Genomic DNA, 20497 nt, shown 5'->3' with positions numbered 1-20497 from the left:
ATTTTTCGGTAATCTTTATCACCTGAATGCTGAGGAAGAACCTGAATTACCTGATTATCCGGATCCTAAGGAATATCCTGATTTTAGAAAAAACTTTGGGCCACGTGGTGTAATTCACTCGTATGCTGATGGAAAAATTGAAGATACAGGACCACTTACCAAAAAAAGAATGGAAACTGTTGATGATGAAACTTCAGATGCAGCTATAGCATTTATCAAAAAACAGGTTGAGGCCGGAAAGCCATTCTTCGTATGGTGGAATGGTACACGAATGCACTTTAGAACACATGTTAAAGATGAGTTAAGAGGTGTATCAGGACAGGATGAATATGCTGACGGTATGGTAGAACACGATATGCATATCGGTAAATTTTTAAAAGTTCTTGATGAACTTGGAATTGCGGATAATACAATTGTTCAATACGGAACAGATAACGGACCTCATAAGAATACATGGCCGGATGCCGGAATAAATCCTTTTAGAGGAGAGAAAAATTCCAACTGGGAAGGTGGATGGAGAACTCCATCGTTAATTCGTTGGCCGAATCATATTAAAGCAGGATCAGTTTCGAATGAAATGATTTCAGGGCTTGACTGGATGCCAACTTTTCTTGCTGCTGCAGGTAGAGATGATGTAAAAGAAAAACTGTTAAATGGATATAAGGGATTTAAAGTTCATTTAGACGGATATAACTTTTTACCTTATTTGACCGGAGAAGTTGAGGAAGGACCACGTAAAGAGATGTTCTATTTCTCTGATGATGGAGATCTAACAGCACTGAGATATGACGATTGGAAAATAATTTTCATGGAACAAAGGGCAAAAGGAACTATGCAAGTTTGGTCTGAACCATTTATTACATTGAGAGTTCCCCTTATTTTTAACCTTAGAAGAGATCCTTATGAAAATGCAACAATAACATCAAATACATATTACGATTGGTTATTGGATCATGTATTTTTATTGGTTCCTGCTCAAAAAATTGTTGGAGATTTCTTGATGACATTTAAAGATTATCCTCCTAGAATGAAAGCTGCAAGTTTTAGTTTAGATAAAGTTATGGAGTCACTGCAAGAAGGAGGCTCTAAATAAAACCAATATTAAATTTCAGTAAAGCCATCAAATTAATTTGATGGCTTTTTTATTCTAGGGGTATAACTTACTGGATTATAAAATGTTAATGTTTTTTTTGTAATTTAGTTAGTCTAAAATTAAATCTATGAAGAAATTATTCTCAACCGGTTTAGTAGTGGTTATTTCGCTACTAATGTTAGTTATTTATACTTCCGACGCATCAAGCCCCGGAAAAAAATATACTACTGATAGCACTGAAACAGCAGATCCTTTACTAACATGGAACGAAGGTCAAGCAAAATCATCCATTATTTCTTATGTGGAATCAATAAGCGATCCTAAGAATAAAAACTTTATTGAACCTGAAGATAGAATCGCAACATTCGATAATGATGGTACTCTATGGAGTGAAAAACCCTTCTATTTTCAATTATATTTTACCCTGTACACTCTGGATACATTGGTAAAAGAAAAACCGGAGTTATTAAAAGATGAGTTGATAAAAGCAGCCGTTGACCGCGACTTTAAAACATTAGCTAAACACGGCGAACACGGACTTGTAAAATTGGCATTGATAACTCATGGTAACTCAACTGACGAAGAGTTTGCAGAAGGAGTAAAAAGATGGTTGAGCGAAACCGAACACCCAACAAAAAACAGAAAATATAACGAGCTGATATTCCAGCCAATGCTGGAATTAATGGACTATCTGCGAAACAATGATTTTAAAGTATTTATTGTTTCGGGTGGAGGAAGAGATTTTATGAGAGAATTTGCCTGCGAAACTTATGGTGTACCTCAATATATGACAATTGGTTCGAGCATTAAGGTTAAATACAACGAAGAAACCAAAAAAATACAAAGGCTGCCGGAGATGGAATTTATTGATGATAAAGCCGGTAAACCTGCCGGAATTTATAAATACATTGGTAAAAAACCGGTATTTGTAGCAGGAAACTCAGATGGTGATTTGCAAATGATGCAATATGCACAAACCAATGAAAAAGGATATTTCAACCTGTTGATACATCATACTGACTCTATAAGAGAATGGGCTTATGACAAAGAATCGCATGTAGGTAAACTTGATAAAGCACTTATTGAAGCCGGAAAAAATAACTGGACAGTTGTAGATATGGAAAAAGACTGGAAGACAGTTTTCCCTGAATAGTAATGTTCTTAAATATTTATAGGGGTTAACTGAAATTTATTTGGATTACTCAGGTTAATAAACTGATGTGTGAAAATTGTACAACACTATGACCAACTTAGAGAAAATTAATAAGATAAAAGAAAGCATATCACAATCTATAATAGGTCAGGAGCACCTTGTAAATAGATTGATTTTGGTATTGCTTTCAAACGGGAATATGCTTCTTGAAGGTTTGCCCGGGCTTGCGAAGACCAGAGCCGTAAAGAGCCTTTCTAAAACTATTGAAGCAGGTTTGAGCCGTATTCAGTTTACACCTGATTTGCTTCCTTCTGATGTTACGGGAACTGAAATATATTTGCCTGATGCGGAAGAGAAATTTCAGTTTCAACCCGGTCCTATTTTCGACAATCTTATTCTTGCCGACGAGATAAACCGTGCCCCTGCCAAAGTACAAGCTGCTTTGCTAGAGGCTATGGAAGAACGTCAGGTTACAGTTAGTGGCAAAACCCACAAGCTTCCGAAATTGTTTATGGTACTTGCTACTCAAAATCCGGTTGAACAGGAAGGTACTTACCCCCTTCCTGAAGCACAAATGGACAGATTTTTGATGCACGTTTATATAGATTACCCCAGCACCGATGCCGAACTTAAAGTATTGCGATTGGTACGTGAGGAAAGCAAAAACAAATCATTGGGCAAAAAAACTGAAGAAGATAAATTTCCACAAGATCTGATTTTTGAATCCCAAAAAGAAATAGATAATATTATAATATCAGAATCAGTAGAAAAATACATAATAGCACTAATTGATGCTACGCGTCATCCCGAAAAATACAACGAGGATTTATCTAAGTGGATAGATTTTGGGGCGAGCCCCCGTGGAACTATTGCTCTGGATAAATGTTCGCGTGCCAATGCGTGGATGAACGGAAGAGATTTTGTTACTCCCGATGATGTGCAAGCCGTAATTCACGATGTTCTCCGCCACAGACTTATTCTCAGTTATCAGGCAAATGCCAAAGGAATAACTGAAGATAAAGCTCTGGATGAGATAATAAAACTTGTTGCAGTAGGTTGATAACTAGTTGGTAATGTAATAATAAAACATTGTAATTGCACGAAAAAATAATTATGAGAAGTTTTTTTTATTGTATTATTTATTACCACAATAGGATTTACTTTCACAAGTTTCCAACAGAAAAGTATACAGAATCAACGGCAAGATGAAGATTCTAAAAAAGGAGTTTTAAGCTTTTGGAATGAAGGAGATGTAAAATCAAAAATAATATCATTTGTAAATGATGTTACCGACAATACGAATTCGTACAACCGATAAACTACGAAGCCGGTAAGTCTGTAAACATCAATAATCTAAAATTATTAACAGATGAAAACAAAAATATTACTACTACTATTCTTAAGTATAATGATAGTTCCGGGTTTTGCACAGGAAATGACAAGAAAAGAGAAAAAGGAAGCTAAAAAGGCTGCTAAAAAAGCAAAAAACGAAGAAAAAATAAAGAACGGCGATTTTATGATTAGTCCTATTATAGCTCCGGGATATACTCCCGAACTTGGTTTTATGATAGCTGCGGGTGGTTTAACAAGTTTTAAAACTGATAAAAGCGATCCGGATTTATTGCGTTCTTCTTTGCCGTTTACTGTAGCATACACAACTACAAGTGCTCTTGTAGCTAATGCTATTCTTACATCATACTGGCTTGACGACAAACTACGTATAAATGGTGATTTTTGGTACAAAGATATGCCCGACCATTATTGGGGTGTTGGTTATCAAAACAATTACAATGCATACAAGTCTGATTCAACTACTGCATACAACCGAAAATGGTGGTGGTTTAATCCAAGGTTTTTGTATCAGGTTAAGAAAAACTATTTCGTTGGATTAAATGTTGATTATAATTCAACACAAGGTAGCGATGCCGCTGCCCCTGTATCTAACGAAAATAACTATAAAGAATTTAAAAACAAGCCGATGAATTCGGGACTTGGTTTGATTCTTCGATACGATAGTCGTGATATTCCTGTGGATGCCTGGAAAGGTGTTTTGGTAGATTTTAGATACACCAATTACAATACTGCTTTTGGCGGAGATAATAATTACAATGTATATCAACTCGATTATCGTCAGTTTGAAACATTATCGCGCAAAGGACAGGTACTGGCATGGCAGGCAAAAGTGCGTATTGCCGAAGGAGAGGTTCCTTATGGAGAAATGTCGCAACTTGGAACTCCGTTTGATTTAAGAGGATACACATGGGGACGATACCGAAACAATGATATGTTCTTTTTCATAGCAGAGTATCGTCATACATTCTTAAAAGATACCGGCGATTTAAGTAAGCATGGTGTAGTAGCATGGATTGGTTCGGGAACAGTTTTTGATTCCGAAACAATAAAAGATAACACAAACAGGTGGTTGCCGAACTTCGGTATTGGTTACCGGTTTGAATTGCAACCGCGTATGAATCTTAGATTAGACTATGGTATAGGTAGAGAAAGTTCCGGTTTCTATTTTAACTTTAATCAGGCATTTTAGGACAGTATTGTTTGAGGTTCGGAGTTTGTTGTTTTACAATGCCGAAGCTCAAACTTCAAACTTCAAACAACAAAGTATGAAACCACTAAAGGCCATATCAGATACTAAGGGAGTTTTCTTAACAATAGAAGACCTGGTTTATTACAGCTATGTGGCACGTAATATTCATCTAAGAAAAAACGCCAAAGTAAATTCTATTATGGCAGGTCGTCATGCATCCAGACTTAGGGGACGAGGTATGGATTTTGAAGAATCGAGAGCTTATGTGAAAGGCGATGATATTCGTAATATCGACTGGAAAGTAACTGCCAGATTACAGAAAACCCACACTAAAGTATTTCAGGAAGAAAAGGAACATCCTGCAGTGATAGTTGTTGATTTGTCAAAGTCAATGTTTTTTGGTTCTAAAAGAAATATGAAATCGGTATGTGCAGCACAAATAGCAGCAATTATGGCTTACAAAATTTCGGGAGATGGCGATCGTGTGGGGGGAATTGTATTCAACGATGATTCTGTGGAGATGATTAAACCAAAACGCGATAAAAAATCGATGTTACACTTTTTGGAAAAAGTAGTTGAGAAAAACAACCTGCTAGCCGAAATATCATCTGAAAAAAGTATCGAAGAAACCAGAAATAAGGTTTTTGAACAATTGCACAGCCTGGTGTCGCACGATTATACTATGGTTGTTATTTCTGATTTTAAAAGATATGATTCGCGTGTCTTGCAAACCCTGGTAACAGCTTCTTTGCACAACAATGTTATAGTTTTTAAAATATACGATGAACTTGAGATGCAAATTCCCGGGGAAAGAATAGCAATAAGTGATGGTGAAAATCAGATAGAAATCAACGGAAAGGACAAAAACACGCAGAATACCATAAAAACAGAATTCGAAAGCAAACAGAAGGAGTTTATTGAAGAATTAAATGCATATAAAATCCCTGTTTTTTTAATTGAAACAGAAACACCGGTTGAAGAGCAAATTAGGACGCAGTTGGGGTTGTGAGTTTGTATGGGTAAAGAAGAAAGATAAAAGAGGAAAGATAAAAGAAGAAAGATAAAAGAAGAAAGAGGTGATAGTTCATAGATTGTAATCAGTCCTTCGACAAGCATAGTAACCAGTAACCAGTAACCAGTAACCAGTAACCAGTAACCAGTAACCAGTAACCAGTAACCAGTAACCAGTAAAATGATTTTACAAACATCAGACATAAAAGATATTGGCAACCTTATTGAGCCTGACAAACTGGAGATGACCTACACAACTCCGGGTTGGTATATTGTTTATGGAGTAGTAACTGTTGTAATACTCATTGTTATTTATAAAATATATTCTAATTGGAGGAAAAATAAATACAGAAGGGATGCTGTTAAGCTTATTGCAAACCGGAAAGATCAAAAGTCTGTAGCAGAAGTAAATGAAATATTAAAAATTGTTGCTATGCATACTTTTGGACGGGATATTGTTGCCAGGCTTAGTACTGATAATTGGGCTGATTTTTTGAATTCAAAATCGATAGTAAAATTCGATAAAGAAATATTTGAAGTTGTTTATAGTAATGGGGAGGTGGACAAGCGGGAGTTAGATAGCTTTATTGCCAATGCTGTTAAATGGATAAATGGGCATAGATAAATTTGGAAGAATTATTTGACATATCATTATCATCGGTAGAAATACAGCATATATGGGTATTCTACTTATTTCCTATTCCAATATTGGTATGGCTTATTATACCCGCTATAAGAAGTAATAAAAAGGCACTTTTTTCTCCGGCATATTCAAATATTAAGAGATTATTAGATTCAAAAGAAATCTCTTTGAACAAATCACAGGGTAATAAGTGGTATAAGTGGATTTTTTTGATAGTTATCTGGGCTTTATTACTGTTGGCATTTTCGTCGCCACAGTTGGTAGGTATTCCGGAGAAAAAAGTGAAAAATTCGCGAAATTTCCTAATAGTTGCCGATTTGTCCCTGAGTATGGACGAAAAAGACTGGCCAACAGATAATGGTAAGGTTAGTCGATGGGATGGTGTAAAGGATGTTCTTCACGATTTTGTAGACACGCGTGAAGGAGACAGGATGGGGTTGGTGTTTTTTGGTTCGCAGGCTTATACGCAGGCACCGTTTACTACCGATTTGAATTTGGTAAACAGTATGATGGATGATGTAGCAGTAGGCATGGCAGGACAAATGACTTCGATAGGAAATGCTATAGCCAAAGGTATAGAAATGTTTGAAAAAGACAGTATTAAGTACAAAGTAATGCTGGTAATGACCGATGGTGTTGACAGCGGAAGCGATATACTTCCACTGGATGCCGCTGCTATTGCCAAGAAAGATTCAATCACAATTTATACTTTGGGGATTGGACAAAAAGGAGCAGGTTCTTATGAGCTTGACGAGAATACATTGAAAGAAATAGCTTCTATAAGTGGAGGAGAGTATTTTAAAGCTGATGATGAAAATTCATTGCAAAAAATAACAGAAACACTTAATAAATACGAACCAATGGAATACGAGGAGGAAAGTTATAAACCTGTTACTTTGCTTTATTTCTACCCTCTTGGTATAGCATATTTGCTGGGAGTAGTTTATTATTTGTTTGCTGTGTTTGTGAGGCTTGTTAAAAGTGTTATAAAATAGCTCGCAAAGCCGTCGAGACTCAAAGAGATTTAAGATATGACGGAAAATGAGATACCAAAAATATAAGTAGATATACTACTAATTAATTTTAATGAAAAATTAATTAAAAACGGAATAACCAGAATTGTCAATAATTTATAGCTGAACGCTTTGCGTCTTTGCGCCTTTGCGAGATGGAATACAAAGAACTATTAAATATCAACTGGGAAGAGTTTCATTTTTTGAGACCGGAATGGCTATGGGCATTTGTGCCCTTCGTTGTGATTTTAGTATTGATGATTTTTGTAAAAAACAAAGAACACAAATGGCAGGAAAATATAGCAACACATCTTCGTCAATTTGTAATAGTTAATCACAACGATAAAAATATATGGTTAAACAGGTTTTTGTTTGTATTGTTTTTTTCAATTCTGATTATAGCAATGTCGGGACCGAGTTGGAAAATGATAGAAAAACCGGGCACTAAAACCAAATCGGTTTTCTACATAGTGCTTGATATTTCCCAGTCGATGCTTGCCAAGGATTTGCAACCGAACCGATTGGAAAGAGCCAAGTTCAAGATTAAAGATTTATTCAAGGAGAATCCGCATTCGAGCACCGGACTGATTGTGTATGAAGGAACGGCGCATTTGGTGGTTCCGGCTACGAACGACTATTCAATCATTGAGGAGTATCTCAATCCACTTTCACCAAAAATACTCTATGTAAAAGGTTCAAATTTACCTTTAGCAATTGAGTTGGCCGATTCTATTACTCCCGGCGATTCACCATTGAGTTTGTTTGTTCTGACCGATTCACCCGGAAATAATGATTACAATGCAATCCGGGAGTTCTGTTCAAATGAAAAGCACAATTTTTTCCTTATGCCTTTAGCTACAATAGCGGGTGCAAATGTTCCGGCATTCCGTGGCAAAGGAACCTTGAAAGATATAAAAGGGGAACCGGTTCATTCAAAATTAAATGCCTCCGTAATAAAAAACATTAGTTCTATTGAAAATTGCGATGTAGTACCTATGGTTTTGGATAATACCGATGTGAAACTTATTGCCGAAAAGGTAAAAGCTCAGAAAGAATTTTTGAAAGACGAAAAAAACGAAGAAGACTGGCAGGATTCAGGAATATTATTAATGCCGGTTATTTTGATTTTAAGTTTATTTTGGTTTAGAAAAGGATTCTCACTTTTACCGGTAATTCTATTGTTTTTCTCTTCGTGCAACGACATTGAAACATTCGATGACCTTTGGTATACAAAAGATTATCAGGGACAAATGCGTGAGGAAGAAGGGGAATTTAATGATGCAGCAACAAAATATACCGAATCAATAAGAAAGGGTAGTGCTTATTACAAAGACGGCAATTACAGTTTGGCTATTGAACAATTTTCTCAGGATACAACAGCTATGGCTTCTTATAATTTGGGGCTGGCACACATGCAGGCCGGAAATTATAACGAAGCATTGATGGCGTTTGAAACTGCTTATGCCAAGGATTCAACACTAACTATGGCAAAAGATTCTGAAAAGTTGCTGCAAAATTGGATGAACGACAATTTGCCCAAAGCAAGACTTGATTCACTGAAAAAGATTAATGAGAAAGGAAGAGGCAAGCCAAAAAATAAAGATGAATCCCTGGACGATGCCAATCAGGAGGTAAAAGAAAAACCGAAAGACATGGAAAATCGTTTAAGCGATGAAACTGAATCGAACATTCGGAAAGCAAAAGAATCGGAAGATATGCCTATGGAAATCGATAATAAAAAGAAACAGAACCAGGATGCAAGAAAGATGCTGATCAGGAAAATTAGTGCCGATCCGGAAACTTTTCTGAAAAGGAAGTTCCAGTATCAACAGAGGAAGTATTATAAAAATGTTGATCAGGGGGAGGAGATTTGGTAATCTCGCAAAGGCGCCAACGCAAGGAAAATGTGATATACTACCGTCATTCCGAGCGAAGATTTAGCGAAGTCGAGGAATCTCGTTTTAAATAAGAAAAAATGCAATTAAGTTATATTTACATATTAACCAACGATAGGGAAACAGTATTATATATTGGAGTTACAAGTAATTTAGCTAAACGTTTAAGTTAGCATAAATCAGGAGGAGGATCTAGTTTTACTAAAAAATATAATGTCGATAATTTGTTTTATTATGAAGAATTTACAGATATAAATAAGGTAATCGAAAGAGGAAAACAATTGAAAAACTGGAGTAGAAAAAAGAAAGATAAGTTGATTGGAATGAAAAATCAGAATTGGGAATTTATTGAAATAATGCAGTGAATATCACGAGATTCCTCCACAAGGTCGGAATAACGGAGATTGTAAAGTGCGCCTTTGCGAGATGAAAAAAATAATATACATACTAACAATCCTAAGTTTCTTTGTTACAAACATCGATGCCCAAAGCACCTTTGCCACAGTATCGGTGTCTCCGAAAAAGGTATATGTAGGGCAGGGTGTTAAAGTAACGATAAAGGTTTATACATCAACATGGTTCACGGAAGGGGTAAAGTTTGAAGAACTTAAAATTGATGGTGCTTTTTTGGTTCCGTATCAGCGTAACACTGCAATATCAACCAATGTCAAGAATAAAAAATATTCAGGAGTTGAGTTCTTCTTTTTGCTGTTTCCTTATAAGAATGGAGAAATAGAATTTCCGGAGTTGACAGTTAATGTAGTTACCCCACCTGATGGAGGCTACAAAGGTCAAAAACGAAGAATAAAAACCCGTTCGATAAAAATAAATGTCGCAGATATACCGCAAGAAGCAAAGGAACACGAGTGGAATATGACAGCCAACTCTATTTCTGTTTCTGAAAAGTGGAATAAACCTTTGAATAATCTAACTACAGGCGATGTAATTATCAGATCGGTTAGTGTGCGAGCCAATGGTACTTTACCTAATTTTATTCCGGAATTTAAACAGGACAGTTTGGATTTTGCATCTGTCTATCCCGATGATTTTACTACTTATGAAAATAAAAAAACAGAGAATATATACGGTAGCAGAACCGACAAGATAAAATATCTGCTCACAGAGGAAGGAGAATTTACCTTTCCTGAAATCAGGTTCTATTTCTTTAACCCCCGAACAAAAAAAATAGCTTTTAAGTACTTAAAAGCAAGAAAAATAAAAGTAGAACTAAATAAAGACCTGGCTTATGCACAGAGTGTACAGGATTCTTTGGATGCTTTTTTAAAGTCGCAAATACAGCCCGTTGAGGTAGAGGAAGAAAAAGAATTTTTGATACTTGGATTAAAGCCATGGCAGTTTGTACTGATACTTCTGGTTGTTATTCTGTTTTTATTCCGTATAATTAAATTAGGAGCAAAAATTTATAAAAAGCAGGAAGAAAGAAAACTAATACGAAGAAAAAGCGAAGAGTATTTATTTAAGACTCTGGAAAATGCTTCGCAAAAAAAAATAAAAATATTCTATACAGTATTTAACAACTGGAAAATGTCTTATGGAGTCGATGAATTCAATAAGTTGTTATTGAATAACCCGGAACTAAGTAAGCAATTCAATATTTTACAAAAAAGAAATTATATGTCAGATGAAAGCGGTGTATCGCCAAAAGAATTTGTAGCTGTATTGAAAAAAGCAAGAGTTAAATCAGGCGATGTTTTAAGAAATGAGTTTTCTCTGAATCCAAAATAAATTTGAGTTATGATTAAGCGTGTTATTAATGTATTGATTTTTGTGTTTTGTTTAATTTCTGAAACACCACTAAATGGGCAGTCGATAGAACTGGATAGTTATTTGGGTGAGGAAAACTCAAAGATGGTAGAGGCGCAAATGGGGATTTACGACAATGAATCGATGAATATCTATTTGAATAAGCTGGGTAATAAGTTAGTTTCTCACCTTAAAGAGCCTCTTTTTGAATATCAGTTTCATTTAGTTCCGGATATTGCTCCCAATGCATTTGCTTTGCCAGGAGGCTATATTTATGTAACAACAGGACTAATTCCTCTATTAGAAAATGAGGATGAACTCGCATGTATTCTTGCACACGAAATAATACACTCAAATAATCGACATAGTGTGCGACAATTAAAGAAGAAGATACTGCCAAGTTTACTTGAAATCCCAGGAGAACTTTTAGGTGTTATTAATAGAGATTTGGGAGAATTATTTAATGCTCCAATAAAAACATCAAATTCCTTACTATTTGCATCGTACAGTCGAAAATACGAGACAGAGGCTGATAACGAAGGTATTGTTCTTGCAGCATCTGCCGGATACAACCCATACCGTTTAACAGAGATCCTGTCTCGGATGAGTTCCGCTATTGAAGAGGCAACCGGTTATAAGGAAGAGGAAAGTTATTTTGCAGATCATCCATATACTCCGGATAGAAATAATAACATAAAAAAACATGCTGCGCAAATAAAAGTAAATTACACAAAGCCCGTATCGAGTGATTTTTTACACGAATTTGATGGGGTTTTATTTGGAATAGATCCTTCTAAGGGCGTAATACGCGGCAATGAGTTTTTACACCCTGACCTTAATTTTTATGTAAATTTCCCTACGCGATGGAATATTGAAAATCAGCCAAGCAACATTGGCGCATTTAGTGCTGATGGCAAAGCAGCGGTGTTTTTTAGCCTGGAACGGCAGGGGTTAAGTCCCAAAGATGCAGGCATGGAGTTTGTTGATAAAATAGATGATAAATACCGAAGTTATCTCACGGATAATAAGAATGTGGAAATAAGTGGCAGAAAAGGATATTTGGTTAGTTTTTCTGAAAAAAGTAAAAAGGATAACATGTATGCATATGTGTTGTGGCTTCCATTAGATGATAAAGTTTTTAAGATAATAGGTATAGCTCCCTTAGAGTATAAAAAAGAATTGGAAGCTTCAGCAGCAAGTCTTAGGAACTTAACTTCTTCTGAAAAAGAATCTATTAAGCAATATGTTGTGAAAATTGAAAAAGCACGTGAAAATGAGACAATAAGTTCGTTGAGTAAGCGAACAACTAATAAACTCAACGATAATCTTACGGCTATAATTAATGAAAAAACTATTGATGAAGTTTTGAAAAAAGGAGAGTTAATCAAGGTTGTTTACGAAAAAGGCTATTTAGGAAAATAATTTTTTGGGCTATAAATATGGATTATCATTGTTCGTTATAAGTTTGACAGCACCTTTAAGTATTTTAATATTTAATTTATCAAACATACCTATTACTTCACCATCTAGTTGTAAAAGTCTTGGTTGGTCAAATATTATTTCGGCATTATCTGTACTTATGACCACACCATTTTGGCTGTCGTGAAATTTTTCGTCAAATTTAGACAAACCGGCCTTTATCAAAGAGTTTAGGTTAATATCCTTAACAATAACAATTTCAAATTTGCCATCCATTGGATTACCGGCAATATTCAGTGGAACTCCTGTGCCATATTTTCTCGAATTGCAAATTCCAAGCATTAGTCCTTTTTCGGAGTAAGTTTTTTCGTTTGCCTTAATTTTAAAATTAATTAGTTCAGTCTTATTTAGTTCATCCATAAAATATTTTGCATAGGTAATCATTCCTCGGTTTTCGTCTTTTTCATAAGCTTCAACTATATTGGCGTTAATCCCTACGTCGCCAATATGGATAGAGTAATGTTTTTTATTAACCATAATCATATCCATTTCTGAAACTACCTGTGAAATAATTATTTCTTTAAGTGCCTCTAAAGGATCAGGGTTTACATTCAATTCTACAGCCATTCCGTTTGCCGAGCCAAGCGGGATAATTCCCATAGGATAATTTGTGTTTAATAGAATGATAGATGTAAACAGTGTAGTGCCGTCACCTCCAACCGATATTACTTTGTCGGGTTTGAATTTACTTAATTGTTCGTTCACTTTTTGCTCATCATTGTTTCCGGTGGTTTTTATTATCTTGTATATAATCCCATATTTTTTGCAAATTTCTTTTGCTTCTTTTAAAAATGGTTCTTTATCAACGCCACCTGAAATTGGGTTTACAATGAATAGTAATTTCATTTTTTTTAGATTAAAGATTCTTTAATTAATTTTTTGGCTTCTTTATACCCAATTTCAAAAAGTAAATCTGTTTTGTTAAAATTGAGTACTCCTATATGTTTTGAAATATAGGGCTCTATTATATAATCACATTTTTTTAATTGAGGTTTTACATTAGATTTTATTATCTGCGTAAAAATTCTTTCAGCCGAAGAAAGCATATTCTCTTTTTCTGAGGGTTTATAGTTATTTACATGTACACCAATAATTTTACATTTTTTATTTATTAGAGGATCTACAGGCAGGTTGTTAAATAACCCTCCGTCTATATACGATTTGCCCTTTATTGTTACCGGTTCAAATACTATAGGAATTGATGCAGAAGCAACTATACTTTTATATAAATCGCCATTTTCTAATATTTCAAAGGTTCCTTCATCGAGGTTGCTGACGCAGCTGTAGAATGGTGTTTTAAGTTTGTCGAAATCGTTTTCCGGAATTAAGGTAGATAAAAGCTTAATCATTTTATCCATTTTTAATAAGCCTTTATTGTTTAATGAAAAAGCAAAGATCTTTTTAAACGATTTAGTATTTGTGAATGTTTTTATGTAATCAGGCGAATTTCCCGCACAGTATAGAGCGCCAATAATTGCACCAATACTTGTTCCGGAAACAGCATCAATTTTAATGTTATTTTCATCAAAAGCTTTTAATACTCCAAGATGAATAGCTCCCCGTGCACCTCCTCCAGACAAGGCTAAGGAAACTGATTTTACTTTATTGTTTTGCAGTTTTTTTTCTCTGTCAATTTCTTCTTCCATTTCAATCTGCAGTTTTTTATAAATTAAAGTTAGATTTTTTTCAACTGTAAATTTTATTTTTCTATAGATGTAGCTTCCCCTTAATATGGCACTCCCCGGAAGTGATATTATTAAGGAGAAAAACATGGAAATGGTCGGCTGCAGGGATTATGCCAATTACACATCAAAAGTAGCTTTCTAAAGGGTTTGCCCCCCAGTAATATAAATGCCATTCCCAGTAACATAAATACCCGCCAATTTTTCACGGTTACTTTTATCTGTTTAATTAATGAATTTTAATTTTCCATTTTTTAAAATAAATTAGTTGTTAAGTAATGATAGGTTTTTCTTATTATATAATTATTTATTTCTCTTCTTTGATAATACGAATCAGTAATATTGAACCTATAATTAGTGAAATTAGCATGCCTATAAGTCCTAAAATTGAATATTCGCCTATTAATGGTGCTATTTTAGCGGATACTATCAGTGATGAACCTAAAAATAGCGCTGCTACAATCAATCCGGTTACCAAACTGTTTACAGTATGCTCCAGATTACGGTGTTCCATGCTTACCTTGAAGTCCGATTTACTGGCATTGTTAAGAACTTTAGTCAAAACTTTTGGCATAAGTTCAATAGCTCTTTCCCACTGTTGTATATTCTTTTTTGCTTTTTTAAAGATTGCTTTTGGTGAAATTCGTTTCAATGCTATCTTTAAATAGTAACTTCTGAGAAGTTCAGATAAATTAAAACCGGGATTTAATAATCTTGCTGATCCTTCAAGCATTACCAATACACGAAGTAACATCGTAATATTTGCAGGTAGTGTTATATGATTGGTCTGGATTATTTCAATCGCCTGATTTATGGCTTTGCTAATATCTAATTCTTGGAGAGGTAAGTCTAAGTACTCCTCTATAAAATCGTCAATTTGAGCTGCGAATAATTCTGTATCTAAATTTTCCGGTACAGAGCCAATATCAATAATGTTTTGCTTTATTTCTTCACTATCTTTTTCGATAATGCTGATTATCAGACTTTCTATTTTTTCCAGATTATCCTCATCTAAACGACCTACCATTCCACAATCAATCAGGGTAATTGTGTTATCGGAACTAATGAAAAAATTCCCCGGATGAGGATCTGCATGATAAAAATTATCTCTGAAAATCATATCCAAAAATACTTGGGCACTTCGATATGATATTTCGTTTTTAATTTCATCAGGCTTATCGGCAATGTCATTTACATTTGTTCCTTCTACAAATTGCATAGTTAAAACATTTTTACCCGATAATTCAGGATAAACATCTGGAAATGAAACTGTTTCGTCGTCTGAAAAATTCTTTTCAAATAATTGAATATTCCTAAGTTCCTTTTTTAAATTCACTTCATTAAAAAGAATCTTTCGAAATTCTCTTATTAGCTGTACCGGCTGGTATTTTCTGAGTTTACTGCTATATTTTTCAGTCAAATGAGCAAGGGCATCCAATATCTCCATGTCTTCGGAAATCTTCTTTTCTATTCCTTCATGGATGATTTTTACTACAACAGTTTCGCCTGAAATCAGCGTAGCTTTGTGCACCTGTGCTATTGATGCAGAAGCTATAGGTACAGAGTTAAATACATTATATAGTGGGTCAAGGCTGTTAACATCAAACTCCTGTTTTATTACGGATTCAACATAATCATACGAATCGGTCTTTGTATCGCTTTGAAGTTTACTTAGCTCTTCTATCAAGTCTTTACTAATTAAATCAGTTCTTGTACTCAATAGCTGACCCAATTTAATAAATGTGGTACCTAGCTCATTAATGGCCTTTCTAATACGTATTTCAGTACTTTCAGTACTTATTTCAACGGAATTGTTTTTTCTGTAATATTTTTTTATCCACTCAATTTTTGACTCATTTAACCAACTGGCCAAACTGTACTTTGACAGAATGCTTATTATCTCCTTAATTCTAACTGAGTTTTCATTTAGTTTAGTAAGTGGTTTTGTTGCAGGCTTATTTCCTGTTTCCATAAATATATCTTTTCATCTGTTAATAATTTTATGTTTTGGTCAGATGGTGTTCGCAAAACAAAATTTTAACATTCCCCTGTGGGTCAAAATTGTTAAAATTTTGTCATGCTAGTTTCATCTGTTAATAATTTTATGTTTTGGTCACCTGCCTGACTGCGTCTTGCAGGCAGGGATGGTGTTCGCATTATTATCGTTCCCTTGTATGAGAAACTCTTTGCTCATGCTTGTTTCATCTGTCTGTAATTTGTTTTTTAATCGGTCACCATGCCTTAGCATGGCAGGTATGGAACTCGCTATAACAATCATCCCCCCGTGTGAGTAAAATTTTACTCATACTCGTTTTATTTCAATAAAGTTACAATGTATATGCCTGAAATACAACTAGATGACTTGAGTTTTGTCAGGATGATATACCAATTTACAATTTTGTGGACTGTTCATTGTTGGATATGTAAATTAGATTAATAAGTATATTTAATATTTAAGTGAAAGAAATTGCTATTAAAAAAAGTTCTTCGGATCTTTATAGATAACTTAGATAAAAATTAAAGTCTTTTTTATCTAAATCCTTAACTTGATCCTTGAAAACTGTTGCCAAATCTGTTTTGTCTTTTATAACTGTAACTATGTTGGGCAGTTGTTCAATTGAAGAGTTGTATTAAAAAGTTGAAGAAATATCGTCTGAATATCAATTCATTGCAAAATGCGTATTATAATAGTAAGGCACATGCCTATATTTTTTCTTCAAAAAACTTTGTTAAAGCATTAAAACTTGTACTAAAAAAGCAAAATAGAGAGAAGAGGAAGGTATTTGGTCTAAACCCATAGTTATGAGAGGTGTAATTGTAATTTTTATTATTTTGTATTCTCTGTTCCTAAATGGGCTTATGGCTCAAGGAATTGATGTTCTGGAAAATGGCAGACCGGTAATTCAGGTTTTCTCCAATTTACATCATAGCAGGAATGAAAAAGGAAAAACTACGGAATTTCAACTAATTCGTTCTTATTTAGGATACAATTTAAATTATAACGATAATTTTTCAGCAAAAGTAGTTTTCGATGTAGCACCACCTAATGAAGAAAGCAGTTTGGATTATCATGCATTTATGAAAGAGGCTTCGTTGACATATAAAAAAGATAAGCTCGTAGTTAAATTTGGAGTAATACCAATGAAACAATTTTTATTGATTCAGGATATTTGGGGATACAGATATATAATGGCAACTTTTCAGGATAAAAATAAATTCGGACCTTCGAATGATTTGGGTTTAAATATTGAGTATAAGTTCACCGATATAATTTCTACAGATATTGCCTTATCAAATGGAGAAGGTTTTAAAAGGGCGCAAACTGATAATAAAATGAGATATGGTACGGGTATAACTTTAAAACCAACTGAAAAACTATTTTTTAGACTATATGGCGATATTATTCCTCATTTGGATACAATTCAAGCTACAGCATCTTTATTTGTAGCTTATCACTTAAAAAATAATTACACTATTGGAGCCGAAAGCAGTTATCAGAAAAACAACAAATTTGTGGACAATCATAAAATATATGGGATATCAATTTTTGGGAATTATCAATTTACAGAAAAGATAGGAGTATTTTCGCGTTACGATATTTTGAAATCAAATATTGAAGAAGGACAGTCAAATCCGTGGAATAATACAGAGAATGGCAGTATATATATGATAGGGCTGGAGTTTGCACCATTAGAACATGTTAAATTTTCATTAAATGGACGATATGTCTCCAATGAAGATAGAACTGTAGGAAAACAGACTTCAGTTTATTTGAATGTTCTGTATAAATTCTAAAAGAGACAATAATGAAGCTTTGGAAATTGTTATTCAAAATAATTCTTCGCATCTTTATGTCAAGCTAAGAGAAATAATGAAAAAAAGGAGCTCAAGAATCCCCTTTCTAATCTAAATCTTTAACCCTTGAGAACTGTTGTCAAATTTATTTTGTTCTTTATAATTGTAACTGTGCTGGGCAGTTGTTCTAATGAAGAGTTGTATTCTAAAGTTGAAGAAATATCATCGGAATATTATTTTGTTGGAAAACAAAGCTGTATAGAATGTCATGAGGTAGAGTATAAAGACTGGCTGCATTCCGATCATGATAGAGCAATGGCAGTGGCCAGTGACTCCTCAGTTGTTGGCGATTTCAATAATTCTACATTTACCGATAACGATGGATTTGTATCAAAATTTTACAAACGAGATGGTAAATTCTTTGTATATACTAAGGCTGAAAACGGAGAGCCTAAGGAACTGGAAATAAAATATACATTTGGAATACGACCGCTTCAGCAGTATTTAATTCCATTCGAAAAAGGGCGTTTGCAATGTTTGCCAATTACCTGGGATACGCAAACGGAATCGTGGTATTCTCTTGTAGATTCGGTATATCACGGACAAAAAATTACACCGGAAAATTGGCTTTACTGGACTAACAACGGGCAAAATTGGAATGGGATGTGTGCTGAGTGTCATTCTACAAACCTGCATAAAGGCTATAATCCGGAAACCAGAGAGTACAATACTACCTGGAGTGAAATAAATGTTAGCTGTGAGGCTTGCCACGGACCGGCATCACGTCATGTTCAGTGGGCAGAAATTGATAGTTTGGACAGGCCGGAGATAAAACACTACGGCTTAAAAAATCCAACATATATGCAAACCGATGGATTATTGGATCAGTGTGCATATTGTCACGCCCGCCGTACTTCGTTTGGCGATAATCATCACGACGGAGATAATATGCTGAATCATATGTTCCCGCAACTAATTAATGGAGAATATTATCATTCTGACGGGCAAATACTGGAGGAAGATTATGTTTATACTTCTTTCGTTCAAACCAAAATGTATAGAAACCATGTACGCTGTGCCGATTGCCACAATGTACATTCACTGAAAACAAAATTTCAGGGAGATGCCCTGTGCTACCAGTGTCACAGAGAAGATCAGTATGAAGAAACCCATCATTTTCATAAAAGCATAGGAGGAAAGGGAGCGATAACCGAAAATGGTTTCTATGAAAACGAAAGAGGCGATGGAACTCAATGTGTAGACTGTCATATGACCGGTGGTAAATATATGGGAGTAGATTACAGACGCGATCACAGTTTCCGTATTCCACGTCCGGATCTGAGTATTAAAAACGGAACGCCAAATGCCTGTAATCAATGTCATAAAGACAAATCGAACGAATGGTCTGTTAAGTGGATAAAAAAATGGTATGGCGATACTGATTATTCTGAATATTCTTATTTGCAGACTTTTGCAGATGCAAGAGCAGGAAAGGAAAGTTCTGTTGAAGAATTAAAGCTGCTGTTGAAACACGATTCTATTAATCCAATTCATAAAGCTACTAGTATAGAGTATTTGGCAAATTTTGATCCCGGATTATCGAGAGAGGCAGTAAAGGAAATGCTCGATGATAAAAATGGTTTGATTAGGCATGCTGCAGTGAGAAATTTAAATTCTCAAAGGGTTGAAGAATATGTGTCTGCATTGTTGCCAAAACTGGACGATCCATTATTGGCAGTTAGAATAATTACTGTTAGTAAACTGTTAGATGCTCCAAAAAATGCTATTCCCGAAAATTACCAGGTATTATTTGATAAAGCACTGAATGAATATATAAAAACTATGGAGTATACCCTTGATTTTGCTGAAAGTGCACATAATTTAGGGGGACTTTACAGTAGGTTAGGCGACAATACGAATGCATTAAAATATTATGAAGAAGCTTTAATAATTGATGATCAGTTTTACCCGGCAGCAATAAATATGGCCATACTTTATAGCCAGACTGGCAGAAACAAGGATGCAAAGACAATCCTTAATAATACTCTGAAATATCATTCAGATTTGGCAATAGGATATTACTATTTAGGCTTGTTGTATAATGAGGATGGCGATACAGAATTAGCTAAAACTAACTTAGAGAAAGCAATTGAATTTGATCCTAATTATGCGAGAGCTTTTTACAATTTAGGATTGATATATCTATCAGAAAATGATGAAAAATCAGCGGAAATAGCATTTGAAAGAACTATAGAAATAGATGAGGATAATTTCGATTACTTATATAATTTGGGTGTGTTCTATCTTAAAAATTCAAAGTTTAAGAAAGCAGAAAGAGTTGCAAAGCTTTTAATAGAATATTATCCAAATGAAAATATAGGGAAAGAAATGATGTCGATGGCAGTACAAAAGCAGAAGATGCCATAA

17 protein-coding genes are annotated in these 20497 nt (G+C 34.6%); 14 read left to right on the top strand and 3 right to left on the bottom strand.

Annotation, left to right across the window (positions count from 1 at the left end):
• The 12 genes from ABFR62_03130 to ABFR62_03075 form a co-directional block, all read left to right on the top strand.
• Positions 1–1093 (top strand): sulfatase-like hydrolase/transferase (locus tag ABFR62_03130; protein ID MEN8137400.1); only part of this gene is annotated, 1093 nt, incomplete at its 5' end.
• Positions 1094–1220: 127 nt separating this feature from the next.
• Positions 1221–2246, top strand: coding sequence for an HAD family hydrolase (locus ABFR62_03125; GenBank protein ID MEN8137399.1), 1026 nt, complete (start codon positions 1221–1223; stop codon positions 2244–2246).
• Between the two features lie 88 nt (positions 2247–2334).
• Positions 2335–3306, top strand: a complete 972-nt coding sequence (locus ABFR62_03120) for a MoxR family ATPase (GenBank protein MEN8137398.1) — start codon at positions 2335–2337, stop codon at positions 3304–3306.
• A gap of 309 nt (positions 3307–3615) precedes the next feature.
• Positions 3616–4788 (top strand): BamA/TamA family outer membrane protein, encoded by a 1173-nt coding sequence (locus ABFR62_03115; GenBank protein MEN8137397.1) that lies wholly within the window; start codon positions 3616–3618, stop codon positions 4786–4788.
• Between the two features lie 76 nt (positions 4789–4864).
• Positions 4865–5797 carry a DUF58 domain-containing protein gene (locus tag ABFR62_03110; protein ID MEN8137396.1) on the top strand — a complete coding sequence of 311 codons (933 nt, stop codon included), beginning with the start codon at positions 4865–4867 and terminating at the stop codon, positions 5795–5797.
• A 183-nt stretch (positions 5798–5980) separates the two neighbouring features.
• On the top strand, positions 5981–6424 hold the full coding sequence (locus ABFR62_03105; protein ID MEN8137395.1) for a DUF4381 domain-containing protein: 444 nt from the start codon (positions 5981–5983) through the stop codon (positions 6422–6424).
• A gap of 2 nt (positions 6425–6426) precedes the next feature.
• Positions 6427–7437 (top strand): VWA domain-containing protein, encoded by a 1011-nt coding sequence (locus ABFR62_03100; GenBank protein ID MEN8137394.1) that lies wholly within the window; start codon positions 6427–6429, stop codon positions 7435–7437.
• Positions 7438–7610: 173 nt separating this feature from the next.
• On the top strand, positions 7611–9332 hold the full coding sequence (locus tag ABFR62_03095) for a VWA domain-containing protein (protein MEN8137393.1): 1722 nt from the start codon (positions 7611–7613) through the stop codon (positions 9330–9332).
• Positions 9333–9430: 98 nt separating this feature from the next.
• A complete protein-coding gene (locus tag ABFR62_03090; GenBank protein ID MEN8137392.1) occupies positions 9431–9523 on the top strand; it encodes a GIY-YIG nuclease family protein in 93 nt (30 codons plus the stop codon).
• Positions 9524–9574: 51 nt separating this feature from the next.
• Positions 9575–9715, top strand: coding sequence for a hypothetical protein (locus ABFR62_03085; protein MEN8137391.1), 141 nt, complete (start codon positions 9575–9577; stop codon positions 9713–9715).
• Positions 9716–9776: 61 nt separating this feature from the next.
• Complete coding sequence (locus ABFR62_03080; GenBank protein ID MEN8137390.1) at positions 9777–11096, top strand: BatD family protein; 1320 nt, start codon at positions 9777–9779, stop codon at positions 11094–11096.
• A gap of 9 nt (positions 11097–11105) precedes the next feature.
• Complete coding sequence (locus ABFR62_03075; GenBank protein ID MEN8137389.1) at positions 11106–12536, top strand: M48 family metalloprotease; 1431 nt, start codon at positions 11106–11108, stop codon at positions 12534–12536.
• A 9-nt stretch (positions 12537–12545) separates the two neighbouring features.
• On the opposite strand, the gene ABFR62_03070 is transcribed toward ABFR62_03075, so the two are convergent.
• From ABFR62_03070 to ABFR62_03060, 3 genes are all read right to left on the bottom strand, one after another.
• Positions 12546–13439 (bottom strand): diacylglycerol kinase family protein, encoded by an 894-nt coding sequence (locus tag ABFR62_03070; protein ID MEN8137388.1) that lies wholly within the window; start codon positions 13437–13439, stop codon positions 12546–12548.
• A 5-nt stretch (positions 13440–13444) separates the two neighbouring features.
• Positions 13445–14239: a patatin-like phospholipase family protein gene (locus ABFR62_03065; protein ID MEN8137387.1), complete on the bottom strand. Its 795-nt coding sequence runs from the start codon at positions 14237–14239 to the stop codon at positions 13445–13447.
• Between the two features lie 343 nt (positions 14240–14582).
• Complete coding sequence (locus ABFR62_03060) at positions 14583–16247, bottom strand: lipopolysaccharide core heptose(II) kinase RfaY (GenBank protein MEN8137386.1); 1665 nt, start codon at positions 16245–16247, stop codon at positions 14583–14585.
• An 887-nt stretch (positions 16248–17134) separates the two neighbouring features.
• On the opposite strand from ABFR62_03060, the gene ABFR62_03055 reads away from it, so the two are divergent.
• Entirely contained in the window at positions 17135–18070 is a 936-nt protein-coding gene (locus ABFR62_03055; protein ID MEN8137385.1) for an outer membrane beta-barrel protein, read from the top strand.
• A 126-nt stretch (positions 18071–18196) separates the two neighbouring features.
• On the top strand, positions 18197–20497 hold the full coding sequence (locus ABFR62_03050; protein MEN8137384.1) for a tetratricopeptide repeat protein: 2301 nt from the start codon (positions 18197–18199) through the stop codon (positions 20495–20497).

This window comes from Bacteroidota bacterium, assembly GCA_039714315.1.
Taxonomy (GTDB): domain Bacteria; phylum Bacteroidota; class Bacteroidia; order Flavobacteriales; family JADGDT01; genus JADGDT01.
This window is presented reverse-complemented; position numbering and strand designations above follow the sequence as displayed.